This window comes from Neobacillus sp. SM06 (assembly GCF_050496765.1).
GTDB lineage: Bacteria > Bacillota > Bacilli > Bacillales > Cytobacillaceae > JAEVLT01.
Genome location: NZ_JBNWEO010000011.1, coordinates 143,979 through 160,593, shown reverse-complemented (window position 1 = coordinate 160,593; position 16,615 = coordinate 143,979). Strand labels below are relative to the sequence as shown.

Here is a 16,615-nt window from a genome sequence, read left to right as displayed (position 1 = left end):
ACGATGAAACGATTGCTGTTCAGTATTTTTTTCATTTTGTTAATGGTTCTCGGTGTTTCTTCATTGCTGTTCGTGCTAAGGATGATGTGGTTTCCCCCAAGCTCAATGGGAATGATGATGGGGAGACAAACGATGTTTCACCATATGTTCTTTTGGTTAAATCAGACATTTTGGATTGCGATTATGATTGTTGGCATCATTCTTTTGATTTGGGTTATAAAGGAATGGAAAAGGAAAAAGTAAACGATTAGACGAAAATACACCAAATTGTAAAAAGAATGGGACTTTTTTTCGATATAATAAGGACAGAGTAGAAAATTCTGCGAAAGAGGCGACAGACATGAAAGTAAGAGAGTTTATGATCAAAGATGTAATTTCCGCTCGGCCAAACGATCCTATAAAAGACGTGATGAATACGTTTGTCGAAAAGAAAATTGGCGGATTGCCTGTTGTAGATGAAACAGGCAAATTGCTTGGAATGGTCACCGACGGAGATGTATTGCGGGCGATCAAGCCCCGTGACTTGCAAATCTATGATTTCTTTGCATTTATTATGTATGTAGAAAAACAAGAATTGGAAAATTTATTAAATGAAATGGTTGAATTAGAAGTTTCGAAAATCGCAAAACGAAGCGGGATTGTTACCGTGTCCCCTGATGATGATATGGAACAAGTCATGACGATATTGGCAAAACATCATTTCAAAAAACTCCCTGTTATCGATCAAGATCGCCGGGTTGTTGGAGTTATCAGCAGAGGTGACGTGATCCGCAATATTCAGACGAAGATTTTGAAACAATTGTAAGAAAAGGCAGGAACCCGCCTCAGGAAACTGTTGAGGCTCCTTCTATTTCCTTTGGGCGAAAGTAGCAATCGATTTGTCATGCGGACAGTAAATGATTTTTTTGGAAGAAAGGAGGCGGAAAATTGGACTTTTCAAACAAAGTAGTGATTGTAACAGGAGCAGCAAGCGGAATTGGCAAAGCGGTTGCCAGCGCCTTTGCCAATACGGGCGCAAAGGTTGTAGCCGCAGATATGGATGAAACTGCTGGAAGAAATAGCGTCAGCTCCATCAAGGAAGCGGGTGGTGAGGCGTTGTTTAATAAAACCGACGTCCGTTCGGAGGAAGACATCATTGCCTTGATGAAACAGGCGAAAACAACGTATGGCCGAATTGATATTTTGATCAATAATGCCGGAAAAATGATTCGGAAATCGCCGTACGAATTGTCTTTGGCAGAATGGGATGACGTGATCAACACGAATTTGCGCAGTGTGTTTCTTAGTTCCCGCGAAGCAGCGAAATACATGCGTGAAAATGAAACCGGGGGTGCGATTGTCAATATTGCTTCGACAAGGGCTTTTATGTCTGAGCCGAATACCGAGTCTTACTCCGCAACAAAGGGCGGGATTGTGGCATTGACTCATGCGCTGGCGGTTTCCTTAAGCGATGACCGCATTACCGTTAATTCGATTTCGCCGGGGTGGATTGAAACGGGCGATTATTCCAAACTGACGAAAGCAGATCACGAGCAGCATCCATCTAAACGGGTTGGCAAACCGGAGGATATTGCCCAGGCATGCCTGTTTTTAACTGCTACAGAAAATAACTTTGTAACAGGAACAAACCTAACCATTGATGGCGGAATGACGAAGAAAATGATTTATGTCGAATAAATGGATGATCGATACACCAATGAAACTGTTCAGCTGGAATCAACAAGCTGAGCGGTTTTTTATTTTGTTCTTTAAAGAAAGAGAAGCGTAAGCAGGATATTTTTTGTATTTTTGTAAAATAGAAATTCGACTGGTTTGACCGATGATGTTGATATCGTTTATAATCAATTGTGATATATTTCAGAAAATTGATAATTGTATAATATAATTATGCTACTATATACATAAGTGTTTTTATATAGATAGGGGGCTTAACATGATTGTTTTTAATCAAGTTAATAAGTATTTCGGTGATTTTCATGTGTTAAAAAATATTAATCTTACAATCAATCAAGGGGAAGTGGTCGTTGTCATCGGGCCATCGGGCTCAGGAAAAAGCACAATGCTCCGCTGCATCAACCAGCTAGAAACGATTACGGACGGAACCTTAATGGTAAATGGTTTTGCTGTCCATGATAAAAAAACCGATGTGAACAAATTGAGGCGCAATATCGGAATGGTTTTCCAACACTTCCACTTGTATCCTCACAAGACTGTTTTGGAAAATATCACGCTGGCACCAATGAAGGTACTCGGAAAATCAGAAAAAGAAGCAAGGGAAACAGCCGAGTTTTATTTGCAAAAAGTCGGAATTCCAGAAAAGGCAAATGCGTACCCGACTCAGTTGTCAGGCGGCCAGCAGCAACGTGTTGCCATCGCGCGCGGGCTGGCAATGAAACCGGAAATCATGCTCTTTGATGAGCCAACATCCGCACTCGACCCCGAAATGATCGGAGAAGTTTTAGAAGTCATGAAAACGCTCGCGAAAGAAGGCATGACAATGGTCGTTGTCACACACGAAATGGGATTTGCCCGAGAAGTGGCGGATCGGATTGTGTTTATGGATCAAGGGATGATTCTTGAAGAGGCTGTGCCAGAGGAATTTTTCGCACATCCGCATGAGGAACGGGCTCAATTGTTCCTCAGCAGGATTTTAAACCATTAAGCATGGTTCTGTGATATGGAGTTCCTATACTCACATAGATTATCTATTTAAAAGGGGAGGAAAAAGAATGAAGAGAATCTTTAAACTGACACTGATGTCTGTGCTTGCTGTATTTCTATTGGCTGCTTGCGGTGGAAAAGCAGAAAAAACAAGCGGCAGCAGCAAAGATGGCGGCGATGTGCTTGCCCAAATTAAAAAAAGAGATAAGATTGTTTTTGGCGTGAAAAATGATACGCGCCTGTTTGGTTTGAAAAATCCGAACACTGGAAAAGTAGAAGGCTTTGATATTGACATTGCCAAGCAGTTGGCCAAGCAAATTTTGGGTGATGAAAATAAAGTCGAGTTTAAAGAAGTTACCTCAAAAACAAGAATCCCGATGCTTAATAACGGGGATGTCGATGCCGTTGTTGCCACGATGACCATTTCGGAAGAGCGCAAGAAAGAAGTTGATTTTACGGATGTGTATTTCAAAGCAGGACAGTCTTTGCTTGTGAAAAAGGGCAGTAAAATCAAAGGAATTGAGGATTTAAAGAAAGGGACAAAGGTATTGACTGCAAAAGGCTCAACTTCAGCTATCAATATTCGGAAAAAAGCTCCGGAAACCCAAGTGCTTGAATTCGAAAACTATGCTGAAGCTTTCACGGCTCTGAAAGCCGGTAAAGGGGATGCGCTGACAACCGATGACGCCATCCTTTACGGAATGGCAGATGAAGATCCGAACTACCATTTAGTCGGCGGCACTTTCACAGAAGAGCCATATGGAATTGCTGTGAAAAAAGGCAATCAGGATTTTGTGAAAAAATTAAATGAGGCTTTGAAGGCAGTTAAGGACTCAGGCAAGTATGACGAAATTAAGAACAAATGGATTAAACAGCAATAATTTGTAGCTTCAGGGCAGGATGGGAAAACTTCTCATCCTGCTTAGTTAAGAAGGGTGGCAGGTGTATGAATTTTTCCATTTTAACGGATAACCTGGATCTGTATTTACAGGGTTTTAAATATACGATTATTGCGAGCGTGATTGCGCTTGTGTGCAGCTTTTTTCTAGGAACCCTCATTGCTGTAATGAGAATTGCTCCAATTAAGGCATTTAATTGGCTTGGCACGATCTATGTTGAGTTTATCCGCAATATTCCAGTTCTTATTATTACATTCTTTTTTTATTTCGGTTTGGCATCAATTGGCATCACGTTTGAGGGATTGACAGCAGGTACCATCGCGCTTTCGATTTACACGGCGGCGTTTATTGCCGAAGCGATCCGCGCCGGAATTATGGCGGTTCCAAAAGGGCAGATGGAGGCGGCACGTTCCTCGGGTTTAACTTACAATCAAGCAATGCGGCTGATTATTTTACCCCAGGCGATAAAAATTGTCATTCCCCCGCTTGGCAACCAATTTATCAATCTTGTGAAAAACTCTTCGATCTTAGGAGTGGTTGCAGGTCTCGATTTGATGTATCAGGCAGATCTGATCTCATCCCGTACCTTTGTTACGTTTGATGTGTACATCTTTGTTGCTCTTTTCTATTTGCTCTTAACAATCCCTTTAAGCCTTGGCGTTGGTTATCTTGAAAGACGCCTAGCGAAGACTCGTTGATGGAGGTAAAGTGATGGATTTTGCCGGTGCTTATTCCTTGAACCATCTTAAATTTTTACTGCAAGGCTTTGCTGTCACCCTTGAGGTCGCTTTTATTTCGATTGTTTTAAGCTTCCTGCTCGGCGGGTTGATTGGAACGCTTCGTTATGCAAAAATTCCATTCGTATCAAAATTGCTGACAGTGGTGGTTGAAACAATCCGCAACCTCCCGCTTTTGCTGATTATTTTCTTCACCTATTTCGCGCTTCCGGAAGTCGGCCTAAAGCTGCCAATCACCGCAGCGGCTATCGTTTCGTTAACGATGTTTGAGTCGGCGATGCTGGCGGAAATTATTCGCAGCGGGTTAAATTCGGTTGAAAAGGGTCAAATTGAAGCGGCACGTTCTTCTGGGTTGACCTATGTCCAGACGCTAAGATCGATTATCTTGCCGCAGGCACTCCGCCGGATGGTGCCGCCGATCGTCAGCCAGTTTATTTCCTTGCTGAAAGATACTTCATTAGCCGTCGTCATCGCCCTTCCGGAATTAACCCACAACGCGCAGATTATTTACGGGCAAAAAAACAGCTACGTCATTCCGATGATCCTGATCCTTGCCTTTATGTATTTTATAGTCAACTATGGATTGTCACTTGTAGCAAGAAAATTAGAAACAAAGAAAGCTTGACTCACAGAAAATGGGTCGGGCTTTTTTTATTTTAAGACAAGAATTTATATCCTAACTTACCATCTAGAATAGTAAAAGGGAAAAAGCCGGTTGATAGAAAAGTCTATCGCCAAATAGATACCAATAAAATCTGGAATATTAGGTAAACTGGGGTTGATTTGGTTTATGGCATTCTGTTGAAAAAAACCGAAAAAAATTTTTTCGAAAATATCTCTTGATAAAAGAAATTTTTTTTCATATAATCAAACTAGAAACTGAAAGTGCTTTCATCTATTATTTGGCCAAAATAATCTGATTGAAACGACAAGGATAAAAGGAATCAATTTTTTGTAAAAAGAAGAAAGGGTTTACATTTAAAGGGGACGGTGAAGAGAATATGTATAACTTATTAATCACGTTTGTAGCTATTATTATTGTTATAATAGGAGTTTCATGGTTTAAGTGGCATGCTTTTATTAGTTTAACGATTGCCAGTTTGTTCCTCGCCATTTTTTCAGGTTTATCAATGGATAAAATCGTAGGTGCCTATGAAACTGGTGTTGGTGGTGCATTAGGTCACTTAGTCGGAATTCTTGCTTTAGGTACTATTTTAGGCAAAATGATGGCAGACTCAGGGGCGGGAGTACAAATTGCCAATTACTTTGTTCAGAAATTCGGCGTAAAAAAACTGCCGTGGGCTATGCTGTTAGCAGGTTTTATCATCGGTATTCCAGTATTTTTTGAAGTTGGTATTTTAATCATCTTGCCGTTGATTATCTCGATTTATAAAACATCAAAACAAAATCTCTTGCTGATCGCCCTTCCAGCGATTACAGGGTTGTCAATTGTTCACGGTTTAGTTCCGCCGCATCCTGGGGCTGTGGCAGCGATTAGCATCTATAATGCAAATCTGGGCAAAGTTCTTGTGTATTCACTCATTGTTGCGATTATTCCGGCCATTCTAGCTGGACCCGTATATGCGAAATGGATTCGCAAATATGTCACACCTGAAGGAGAACCGGAGTTAATTAAAATTAATACGGTCTCTCAAAAATTACCGGGAACAGGGGTTTCATTCTTTGTTATTTTGTTACCTGTCATTTTAATGATTTTCTCAGCTTTCGCTCCATATATGGGCTTTTCGAAAGGAATTGAGAAGTTCCTTGTCTTTATCGGAAATCCACTGATTGCTCTATTGATAGCGGTGTTTGCAGCATTCTACTTTTTTGGTATTCGTCAAGGAATGGATAAAAATGGACTGAAAAAGCTGACTGAAGAGTGTTTTCTTCCAATTGGTTCGATTATTGCGATCATTGGTGCAGGCGGCGGCTTTAAACAAATTTTGATTGATAGTGGGGTTGGCAATACGATTGCCGACATGTCGCAAAACCTATCCCTTTCCCCGCTTGTTTTAGCGTTTTTCATAGCCGGATTGATTCGGATTGCAACTGGATCGGCGACAGTTGCTTTAACAACAGCTGCGGGGATTGTGGCACCAATTGTTCAGCACATGACAGGCGTTAACCTTGAATTGCTTGTGATCGCAACAGGTGCAGGGTCATTAATGTTTTCACATGTAAACGACGCTGGATTCTGGATGGTAAAAGAATATTTAGGTTTAACTGTTAAAGAAACATTTAAAACATGGACCGTGCTGGAAACCATTCTTTCTTTCGTTGCCTTTGGTGTTACGTTAGTGCTTGATTTATTTATATAAAAAAAGCTCCCTCATCGTTTGAGGGAGCTTTATCCTTTTATGGATGAATGAGTTGGAGATTCTGATGGGAATCGATCATCTTTTTCATGTTGATGAAGGATGTTAACACAAAGCGCATCGATAATCCCTTGCTGGGCAATGGAAAAGGTGAAAAAAGCCGTTTGATTATCGGTCTCATCGATACTTACCGGCAGAGTTATATCGGCATTTATGCTCAAGGCTGAATGTGGGTCGGAAGTGATGACAATCGTCTTTGCTTCCGATTTCTTTATTGTTTTCAAAAGGGAAAAAGTTTCCTCGCTTGTACCAGTGTGAGAAATGAAAATAGCTGCATCCTTTTTGGTTAGGAGGGAGGCAGACAACAATTGGCTATGGGCGTCCAAGGAAGCGCAAGCAGGGAACCCGGATTGCAATAATTTTTGGGCAGCGATCAAAGCTGATACTGCAGAGGCGCCAGTTCCGTATACTTCAATTCGCTTAGCCTCCAAAATATGTGCAATGGCTTCTTCGATAAAACGGCTTTCAATATTTTCGAATGTTTTTTGCAGTGCCTGGATATTGGCGTTAAATATTTTTTCCGTTAGGTTCATTTTATGCAACTTTTCCACCTTTTCCACAAGTGCTGATTGGGTGGAAGTCATCGTTTCGGAGGCTAGCGCAATTTTCATTGCTTGAAATCCTTTAAAGCCAATCCGTTTGGAAAAGCGGAAAACAGTGGCATCGGCGACATTTAAATCATCCGCTACCTCATTGATGGTTCGGTGGATGATCACTTCCGGATTCTCTAAAATATAGTCTGCTATTTTTTTCTCTTTCTCACTGAATTTAGGGTAATAGGAACGAATGGTTCCTAAACAATTCTGCGGCATACCAATTTCCCCTTTATTAGATCCTAATTGCAGTATAGCATAAGTGGGTCGTGAAAAAAATTTTAATGTAACCGTTTCCTTCAGGAAAATAATTTCGTATAATAAACATAAGGTGAAAAAATTTTTCAATTAAAGTGAAATGTTATCGAAAAGGTTTGAAAAAAAATTTCATAGATTCTTGAGGAGGATATAAAGATGGAAGCAAAATATGTAATTGGTGTTGATATAGGGACAACGAGTGCAAAATCAGTTCTATTTAGAAAAGATGGAACGGTCGTGTCGAGTGATCAAATTGAATACCCGCTGCATTCTCCAACACCGGAAACAGCAGAACAGAATCCAGAAGAAATTTTTCGTGCGGTTGTTCAAACAGTGAAAAATTCAATGCAGGCAAGCAATGTTCACCCTAAAGATGTTCTTTGCGTGTCCTTTAGCTCGGCAATGCACAGCGTGATTGCAGTTGACCAGGAAGGAAAGCCGCTGACAGAATGTATTACCTGGGCTGATAACCGCAGTTCCGATTGGACGGAAAAAATCAAAACGGAAATGAATGGGCATGAAATCTATTTGCGGACCGGCACGCCGATTCACCCGATGTCGCCTTTATCGAAACTGGTATGGTTACGAAACGATTATTCTGAATTGTTTTCGAAAAGCTACAAATTTATCTCGATTAAGGAATACATTTTTTATAAACTTTTTAAAAAATACGTGGTGGACTATTCAATCGCTTCTTCGACCGGATTGTTTAATATTTACACATTGGCATGGGATAAAGAAGCATTAGAAATTGCCGGTGTAACCCCTGAGCAGCTTTCTGAACCGGTTCCAACTACTTACAGTCTAACGGGGATGGACGAGTCGTTTGCCAGAGAAATGAATTTGCTGCCTTCAACTCCATTTGTTGTGGGGGCTGGAGATGGTGTCTTATCCAACCTTGGCGTAAACGCGATTGAACCAGGTGTTGTGGCGGTAACGATCGGTACAAGCGGGGCGATTCGCGCGGTTACCGATCATCCGATCAGCGATCCAAAGGGACGGATTTTCTGCTATGCCTTAACGGAAAAGCACTGGGTGATTGGTGGGGCTGTTAACAATGGCGGGATGATTTTTCGCTGGGCTCGCGATCAGCTGGGCGATTCAGAGGTAGCGGCGGCTAAACGGCTAGGCAAAGACCCATATGAGGTGTTGACTGAAATCGCCGATCGGGTAACTCCTGGTTCTGACGGTTTGCTGTTCCATCCGTATTTAGCCGGAGAGCGCGCTCCGCTGTGGAATTCCAATGCGCGCGGTTCTTTTTTCGGCTTGGGCATGCATCATCGAAAGGAACATTTGATTCGCGCTGTGCTGGAAGGTGTCATTTATAATTTATACACAGTTTTGTTAGCTTTGAGTGAATTAATTGGTGAACCGAAGAAAATTCATGCGACGGGTGGCTTTGCTAGGTCGGGACTTTGGAGGCAGATGATGGCGGATATTTTTAACCATGAAGTCATTATTCCTGAAAGCTTTGAGAAGCTCTTGCCTTGGTGCTGCTATTCTCGGACTATATAGTTTAGGTGAAGTAGAGTCGCTGAACGTTGTTTCGGAAATGGTCGGCGCCACTCATCAACATGTTCCAATTGATGAAAATGTCGCCATTTACGAGGATTTGCTCCCGATTTACATTCGAGTTTCAAGAATTCTTCAGGATGAGTATGAAAGCATTGCTGCCTTTCAAAAGAAATGGGTGTGATTTTCGTAAAGCAACAAAATAGGCCTGTGGATAATCAATTCCCACAGGTTCTTTATTTTTCTGAAAACTACTAATAGGCTCTTTCAATTTAAGTTCATCGTGGAACTTGTATGCAAAATTAATAATAAATTAAAATGAATGTAATAAAAGTACGCTATGCTGTTACATGCGAATATTTTTTAATCATGGAGTGAGTAGTATTGAGCCATACAATCATTGATATCGCCTTGCTGGCGGGAGTTTCCAAATCAACAGTTTCAAGAGTGATTTCTGGAAAGGGATATACAAGTGAAGAAGCTAGAAAGAAGGTTTTGAATGCAATTGAAGAACTGCAATATAAACCAAATGGAGTAGCAAGAGCCATGGTTTCGCAGCGGACAAACAATATTGGAGTGATCATTTACCGGCAGCACCATCCGATTGCTTCCCATCCGTTTTACGGAAAAATTCTTGATGCCATCCTAATTAAATCAGAAAGTTTAGGGTACTCCGTATTTGTTACAACGGATAAGGAAATGTCAATGAAATCAGCAGATTTTATGCTAGAAAAACGAGTGGATGGTTTAATCCTAATAAGTCGTCTTAGTCAACAAGTCATCGGTCATATCGATACATTTAATGTCCCCTATTTGAGCGTAAACGGTACAACTGAGAAAAATGATGTGATCCAAATTATTAACAATGATCGTCAAGGTGGAAGATTGGTAGCAGATCATTTATATCAATTGGGACACCGGGTAATAAATGTAATTGCTGGGCCGCAAAATCATAGAAGTCATAAATTACGATTCACTGGATTTTGCGAGCGCCTAACAGAATTAGGAGGTCAAATTCAGAAAAGTGATATCTATTATTCACCAACTTCTACCTTTGAAGATGGCTATCAAATAATAAAAAATAATTGGAATCAATTTTCAAGCAGAAAACCAACGGCTATTTTCGCCACTAATGACATGCTGGCAATAGGAGCGATGCAGCTATTATTGGAAAAAGGATTAATTATTCCGAACGATCTTGCAATAGCAGGTTTTGATAACATTGATTATTCAAAAATGTCCTTTCCCCCGTTAACGACAGTTCACGTTGAAAAAGAAAGAATGGGAGAGGATGCGGTTGTTCTCTTGGACAAATTGATAAAAAAAGAGAAAGTGCAGAAAAATTTTGCAGAGTATGAACCAAAACTTGTGATTAGGAAATCGACAGTTTAAAAGTTTGGCAAATAGACCGCATAGGGTAAAAATCGATAAATCTAGTAAACAGTTAACGCCCTCTTAAAATGAATTAATATATTCTTTACATTTTCACTATATTTTCTAAACATTTCCCCCTTATAGTTATATTTGTGAGAGGGAGTTTCAAAAGGTGGGAACGTTCCCACCTGAATATTCTACTATTTAGGATTTATATTTTTTTAGAATATGGGAACCTTCCCACATTATAATAATAAAAGCTATGAGGTGAAAATAGTGAAAAAAACTGCAGTAGGTCTTTTATCATCATTCGTTCTTGGAGTAGGTATTCTATCTGGATGCGCACAGGGTCAACAAACGGGTAGTGCAGCAGCAGACACAAAATTGCCGGCAGTCGTTACGATTAAAGCGCAGACAGCTGGAGCAGAAGTAACTCGTGTTGACAATCTTGTAAAAGCGGCAGATAAACTAAATGAAGAATTAAAGAAACAGGGAAAAAAGACAAAAGTAAAAATTGAAACGAACGATTTTAATGGCAGCTGGGATGATTACGCAAAACAATTTATGCTAGCTTTCAAAGCAAAAAAAGCCCCGGATATATACGCAACTGGCCATGAAAACATCGGATGGTTAGAAGATGGGAACTACATTCTTCCGTTAGATAATCTCAAGAAATCGAAGGAATATGCTGATGTATATCCATCTTTATGGCAAGCAGTAACGTATAAAGATAAAATTTGGGGAGCTCCTCAAGATACTGAAGCACGTCCTGTATTTTACAATAAAGACATTTTAAAGAAATTGGGTTGGACAGATGAACAGATTAATAACCTCCCTGAACTGGTGAAAAAAGGTGAGTTCACTCTGGATGATATGACAAAACTGGCAGAGGAAGCAAAAGTAAAGGGATTAGCTGAGTATGGAATTATCCATCGTCCAGTTGATGGCCCTGATTTCCAAGCTTTAGCTTATGATTTTGGCGGAAAAGTTTATGACTCTAAGGAAAATAAGATTGTTTTAGATAAGAAAGCTGTTGAAAAACAATTAAACTACTATTATGAAATTGCACAAAAAAAATTAATTCCAGATAACTTAAGTTCAATGCAATGGGACAGTATTCATAAAGCGGTTGTAAATGGTAAAACCTTGTTCTATTATGGCGGAGTTTGGAATGTATTCAATTGGAGCCAGGGGAATTATCATGACAAACTTGGTAAGGTTGATGCCAAATGGGTAAATGAACATTTTGGGATGATGTTGATTCCAGCAACATCAAAAGGAGGAAAACCGGTTACTCTCTCACATCCGTTTGTATATACTGTTTCTTCGCAAACAAAGTATCCTCAGTTAGTGGAACGTTTGTTGGAACTTGTGGCGGATCCAAATCTTCAAGCTGAACACGACATTAAAACAGCACATCTTCCTGTTACAAAAAGTGCAGCAGAAGTACCTGAATTTAAAGCAGATGTAACTTTAGGAAAAGTTACGTATATGACAGATTACACGACATTCCTGCCAAATAACGAAGGTTTCCCTAAGTATTCAGCAGCTGTATTTAACGCAATTCAAGCTGTGGAACTAGGCAAGAAAACGCCAAAAGATGCCTTAAAAGACTTGGAAGTCCAGTTAAAGAACGATCTTGGTGACAAGTTAATTGTAAAATAAAAAGCTGTGGTTGCCTGGTGCCAAGGTGCTAGGCAACTTTTTTAAAAGGGAGGTAAACATAATGGGAGTTATGATGAAAAAGTGGAAATTGCCCGCCCTCATGTTAGGACCGTTCATGATTTTGATTTCTCTGTTCTTTTTTCTTCCAGTCATTCTAATCGCTGTCTTAGCGTTTACAGGTATGGACTCTTCAATGAGGTGGGAATTCACAGGGATAGCAAACTTTAAAAAAATCGTTTTGGATCCAAATATATGGCTGATTTTAAAAAATACGATTATGTATGTCGGTTCCACTTTGATTATAAATGTCGTCTTCGGATTGGTTTTGGCGATCCTTACCACATACTTCATTCAAAAAGAATCACTTAGTTTAATTTTCAGAACCATATGGATGTTGCCCCGTATTTCGCCTCCAGTAGTCTATACGCTTCTTTGGCTATGGTTTTTTGATCCAAGCCAATATGGGGTATTAAATAGCTTCCGTGCTCTATTTGAAATGCCGTCAGACAAATGGCTTAGTACGCATCCGATGACAGCCATTATTTTCGCAAATGGTTTAATCGGTGTATCTTATGGAATGATCATTTTTTCATCAGCAATTAAATCAATCCCACAAGATTTGTTTCAAGCTGCAAAAGTGGATGGGGCTTCACATTGGTCAACCATTTTAGATATTGTTTTGCCGGCATTGCGCTGGCCGATTATGTTTGTAGCGTTGTGGCAATTTTTGTCCCTTCTTACTTCGTATGAATATATTCTCTTGCTAACAAAGGGCGGACCGCTATTCGGAAGTGAAGTATTGGCTCTTTACTCGTTTCACAAAGCCTTTCAAAATTTTGAATTTGGCTATGGTGCCGCATTGTCGCTTGTTCTGGTTTTAATTGCATTGATATTTTCATTTTTGATGTGGAACTTTTTTGGTATGAAAAAAATGCTTGGCACATCAAGAATTGAGTAGAAAGGAGTTATCAAATTGGACGTTACAAGTTATCAAACCACACCAACTACATTGGCGCAAAAATCTGCTAGCCAATGGAGAAAAAAGATGCCCTATATTCTTTCATTTGGGATGTTAGCGATCACGACTTTACCGATTATTCTAATGTATTTATGGTTATTGGTAAGTTCATTCTCGGAGCAAATGAAATACGGTTTTATTCCAGTGAAATTCACATTGGAAAATTGGCAATTTTTATGGTCTGATGTCAAATTTGGCGGAAGTACTCTTCCAAGTATTTGGACGGCAACATGGAATTCCTTTCTGTTTTCGGGTTCATTAACCGTACTGGAAGTGCTTATTGGCGTGATGGCAGGTTACGCATTAGCGCGGATTGAATTTCCAGGCCGCCAAACATTAATGAAAACTACCTTGCTTTTGCATGCATTTCCTAGTGTAGCATTGCTGATTGCTGTATTTTATATACTGAATTTTTTAGGACTTTATGATTCTCTTTGGGGAGTGGTTTTGGTTAAAACAGCCCTACAAATTCCGATGACAGCCTGGATTATTAAAGGATTTTTTGATGAGGTACCATGGGATGTCGAGTGGGCTGGAATGATTGACGGCTGCAGCCGATTTAAGGTCTGGTATACGATTGTACTTCCATTAATTAAGCCTGGAATTGCCGCTGTGAGCATTTTTTCTTTTCTGTCAGGCTGGTCTGAGTTTTTGCTTATTTACTCGTTTATTTTAAGTGACAGTAACGTAACCTTATCATCCTATCTGCAAAAGCTGATTAGTGACCCGAATATGGTTCATTATGGGCTTCTGAGTGCTGTTTCCTTATTTTACATGGTACCGGTATTGATCTTTTTCATCTTTACTCAAAACTCATTAATGCAAGTAAGTGCCGGAGGAGGAAAACGTGTATGAGAATTCAATTGAAAAACATTAGTAAATCGTTTAACAAAGCAGCAAATACAATTGAAAATATGAATTTGACGATTGAAGATGGCGAATTCATTGCTTTACTTGGACCAAGCGGATGCGGAAAATCAACGACGATGCTGATGATTGCAGGAATTTACAAGCCAAATAGCGGCGAATTGTACTTTGGAGATCAGCTAGTTAATGATTTGGAACCGAAAGACCGAAGTATTGGGATGGTCTTCCAAAGCTATGCTTTATACCCGCACATGACTGTTCTTGATAATATTTCGTTTCCGTTAAAGCAACAAAAAGTATCAAAAGAAATGCGCTATGAAAGAGCAAAACAAGCGGCTGAAATGGTTCAGCTCGGACATTTACTCGATCGTCAACCGAGTCAACTATCCGGAGGACAGCAACAGCGGGTTGCCCTTGCCCGTGCAATCGTTAAGCAACCGAAAGTACTTTTGTTAGATGAGCCGCTTTCCAATCTTGATGCACGGCTAAAAATTGAAATGAGGGAAGAAATTGCCCGTATTCATAGAGAACTCGGAATCACAACGATACTAGTAACTCATGATCAAGAAGAAGCGATGACGATGGCTGATCGGATTGCGGTAATGAAAGAAGGGCAAATTATCCAGTACAGTACTCCGATGGAATTATATAATCAGCCAAAGGATTACTTTGTAGCACAGTTTATCGGCACTCCACCTATGAATTTTCTAAAAGGAACACTTAACGGCAATGTGCTTCAGTTACAAAACAAATCAGTTGTGTTAGACAGTACAATCTTAAATAAAGTAGCAGATCAATTGGAAGTAAGAGTCGGTATCCGTCCTTATGATTTAAAGCAAGGAAACGAAGGAGATCTTTCATTTAAAGGCGTTGTGAATCTTATCGAACCAATTGGACATTCAAAAATTGTAAATGTAAGTATAGGTCAAGAACAGGTTCGCTTTTTTGCAGAACCAACCACATTATTGCAAATGGGACAAGAAATCGAGTTGTCTGCCAAAATTTCATCCATTCATTTGTTTAATACAGAAACAGGGGAAAGCCTGAAAATAGAAAGTGAAGAAAAGGAACTTATTTATATTTGATAGGGGACGCAAATATGGAACACAACTTAGAGCAATCGATGTATGATTTTGCTATTAAATATGCAAATCAAGCGGGTCGGCTGATTATGGAGAGAATGGAAAACAAGGGAGTCATTGATTATAAAAAAAATGGTTCGGACTTAGTAACAGAAGTGGATAAATTAAGCGAGGAACTGATTCGTTCTCACATTCAGAGGGACTATCCTGGGCATTGGATTTTATCGGAGGAAGATTGTGGCCAGGAGAATGCTTATCAAGCTTTTTTAAAAACTGATTCCGGATACGGGTGGATTATCGATCCAATCGATGGAACGACTAATTTTGTTCACGGGATACCGCATTTTGCAGTTTCGATTGGCATCGTAAAAGATGGTGAACCAGTTATTGGCGTTGTCTTTAATCCAATGACAGCCGAATTATTTACAGCAAGAAAATCAAAAGGAGCTTATTGGAATGGTCAACCAATCTATGTTGGCAAGGAGGCAACATTAGCGGAAGCTGTGTTAGCAACAGGATTTCAAGCGAATGAATGGCATCAAGGATCACGGGTGCTCAAGCAAATCGATCAACTTGCAGGCAAAAGCCGCAATGTTCGTATGTTTGGTGCATCAAGTTTGGATTTATGTTTGATTGCATCAGGGAAGTTGACAGGCTTTTGGCATGAAGGTCTTAATCCTTGGGATACGGCTGCTGGGGTTTTGATTTTAACTGAGGCCGGGGGGATAGTTTCGGACAAGGACGGTAAACCTTATCGACTCTTTCATGATTCTCTAGTTGCATCGAATCGTATCGTTCATGATGAATTTTTGACTGCTATTAAACTACTAAAGGTGGGAGAAAGTTGAGACGTCCGTTCATTACTGCCCATACAGGTTGTGAAAATACCCGGCCCAATTCAATTCAATCCGTGTTAGAAGGAATTCATGCCGGAGCAGAAATTATTGAAGTGGATGTTCGCAGTACGAAAGACGGGACTGCTGTCTTGTTTCATGATGAAGTGGTAGATACAGTAATAGGGAAGAAACGGATACAGGAATTAACATTGGAAGAATTAAATCAGATTGCAGCAGATAAAGAAATTGTTCGATTAGAAGAAGTGTTACCGATTATTCGTGAAAACCATAGGATTATCAACTTAGACCTTAAAGAAGACCATGCGATTGATCCAATGATTCAAGCAGTTGAACGCTATCATATGAGAGATCAGTCATTGATTAGTGGCTGTGAAAAAGACAGAGCTTTTTATCTTAAGGAAAGATATCGCTCGTATCAGGTTCTCCTGAATGCAAGTGTAAAAAGAAGCGACACTGGAAATGAAGAACTTTTTATAAAAGAAACATGTGATGATGCGATTGCTGCTTCGTGCTGTGGAATTAACATTAACTATCACTACTGTAAAGACAAACTTGTCGAGTATGCTTCGCTCAGATGTTTGCCGGTATTGGTGTGGACGGTGGATGATGCAGATCAAATGAAAAAGTTTTTAAATTTGAATGTACAATCGATCACGAGTCATGAAGTGAACACCCTGTGCGATTTAAGGGATAAATCAGGAGAGTGGCGATAAA

16 protein-coding genes and 1 pseudogene are annotated in these 16,615 nt (G+C 40.0%); 16 read left to right on the top strand and 1 reads right to left on the bottom strand.

Annotation, left to right across the window (positions count from 1 at the left end; all coding sequences use genetic code 11):
- Positions 1-3 precede the first annotated feature (3 nt).
- The 8 genes from ACQYAD_RS04105 (at position 4) to ACQYAD_RS04070 (ending at position 6,618) form a co-directional block, all read left to right on the top strand.
- Positions 4-243, top strand: a complete 240-nt coding sequence (locus ACQYAD_RS04105; protein WP_430235837.1) for a hypothetical protein — start codon at positions 4-6, stop codon at positions 241-243.
- A 97-nt stretch (positions 244-340) separates the two neighbouring features.
- The gene (locus ACQYAD_RS04100) at positions 341-805 is read left to right on the top strand and encodes a CBS domain-containing protein (protein ID WP_430235835.1); all 465 of its coding nucleotides are present in this window, start codon (positions 341-343) and stop codon (positions 803-805) included.
- Positions 806-927: 122 nt separating this feature from the next.
- Entirely contained in the window at positions 928-1,677 is a 750-nt protein-coding gene (locus tag ACQYAD_RS04095) for a glucose 1-dehydrogenase (protein ID WP_430235833.1), read from the top strand.
- Positions 1,678-1,933: 256 nt separating this feature from the next.
- Positions 1,934-2,662: an amino acid ABC transporter ATP-binding protein gene (locus ACQYAD_RS04090; protein ID WP_430235831.1), complete on the top strand. Its 729-nt coding sequence runs from the start codon at positions 1,934-1,936 to the stop codon at positions 2,660-2,662.
- 67 nt (positions 2,663-2,729) lie between these two features.
- Positions 2,730-3,542: a glutamate ABC transporter substrate-binding protein gene (locus ACQYAD_RS04085; RefSeq protein WP_430235828.1), complete on the top strand. Its 813-nt coding sequence runs from the start codon at positions 2,730-2,732 to the stop codon at positions 3,540-3,542.
- A gap of 65 nt (positions 3,543-3,607) precedes the next feature.
- Complete coding sequence (locus ACQYAD_RS04080) at positions 3,608-4,258, top strand: amino acid ABC transporter permease (protein ID WP_430235825.1); 651 nt, start codon at positions 3,608-3,610, stop codon at positions 4,256-4,258.
- A gap of 13 nt (positions 4,259-4,271) precedes the next feature.
- Positions 4,272-4,922: an amino acid ABC transporter permease gene (locus tag ACQYAD_RS04075; RefSeq protein WP_430235823.1), complete on the top strand. Its 651-nt coding sequence runs from the start codon at positions 4,272-4,274 to the stop codon at positions 4,920-4,922.
- A 376-nt stretch (positions 4,923-5,298) separates the two neighbouring features.
- Complete coding sequence (locus ACQYAD_RS04070; RefSeq protein WP_430235821.1) at positions 5,299-6,618, top strand: gluconate:H+ symporter; 1,320 nt, start codon at positions 5,299-5,301, stop codon at positions 6,616-6,618.
- 29 nt (positions 6,619-6,647) lie between these two features.
- On the opposite strand, the gene ACQYAD_RS04065 is transcribed toward ACQYAD_RS04070, so the two are convergent.
- The gene (locus ACQYAD_RS04065; RefSeq protein ID WP_430235818.1) at positions 6,648-7,487 is read right to left on the bottom strand and encodes a MurR/RpiR family transcriptional regulator; all 840 of its coding nucleotides are present in this window, start codon (positions 7,485-7,487) and stop codon (positions 6,648-6,650) included.
- 195 nt (positions 7,488-7,682) lie between these two features.
- Here ACQYAD_RS04065 and gntK point away from each other — a divergent pair.
- The 8 genes and pseudogenes from gntK to ACQYAD_RS04025 all read left to right on the top strand — a co-directional run bounded on the left by gntK (position 7,683) and on the right by ACQYAD_RS04025 (position 16,614).
- A pseudogene (gene gntK, locus ACQYAD_RS04060) lies at positions 7,683-9,222 on the top strand (gluconokinase).
- Between the two features lie 200 nt (positions 9,223-9,422).
- Entirely contained in the window at positions 9,423-10,430 is a 1,008-nt protein-coding gene (locus tag ACQYAD_RS04055) for a LacI family DNA-binding transcriptional regulator (RefSeq protein ID WP_430235816.1), read from the top strand.
- Positions 10,431-10,688: 258 nt separating this feature from the next.
- The gene (locus tag ACQYAD_RS04050) at positions 10,689-12,077 is read left to right on the top strand and encodes a sugar ABC transporter substrate-binding protein (RefSeq protein ID WP_430235814.1); all 1,389 of its coding nucleotides are present in this window, start codon (positions 10,689-10,691) and stop codon (positions 12,075-12,077) included.
- Between the two features lie 61 nt (positions 12,078-12,138).
- On the top strand, positions 12,139-13,035 hold the full coding sequence (locus ACQYAD_RS04045) for a carbohydrate ABC transporter permease (protein ID WP_430235811.1): 897 nt from the start codon (positions 12,139-12,141) through the stop codon (positions 13,033-13,035).
- A gap of 15 nt (positions 13,036-13,050) precedes the next feature.
- Positions 13,051-13,950, top strand: a complete 900-nt coding sequence (locus ACQYAD_RS04040; RefSeq protein WP_430235808.1) for a carbohydrate ABC transporter permease — start codon at positions 13,051-13,053, stop codon at positions 13,948-13,950.
- Complete coding sequence (locus ACQYAD_RS04035; RefSeq protein WP_430235806.1) at positions 13,947-15,047, top strand: ABC transporter ATP-binding protein; 1,101 nt, start codon at positions 13,947-13,949, stop codon at positions 15,045-15,047. Before ACQYAD_RS04040 ends, ACQYAD_RS04035 begins: the two co-directional genes overlap by 4 nt.
- A gap of 14 nt (positions 15,048-15,061) precedes the next feature.
- The gene (locus tag ACQYAD_RS04030) at positions 15,062-15,892 is read left to right on the top strand and encodes an inositol monophosphatase family protein (protein WP_430235804.1); all 831 of its coding nucleotides are present in this window, start codon (positions 15,062-15,064) and stop codon (positions 15,890-15,892) included.
- Positions 15,889-16,614, top strand: a complete 726-nt coding sequence (locus tag ACQYAD_RS04025; protein ID WP_430235801.1) for a glycerophosphodiester phosphodiesterase — start codon at positions 15,889-15,891, stop codon at positions 16,612-16,614. Before ACQYAD_RS04030 ends, ACQYAD_RS04025 begins: the two co-directional genes overlap by 4 nt.
- The last annotated feature ends 1 nt before the right edge of the window (position 16,615 follow it).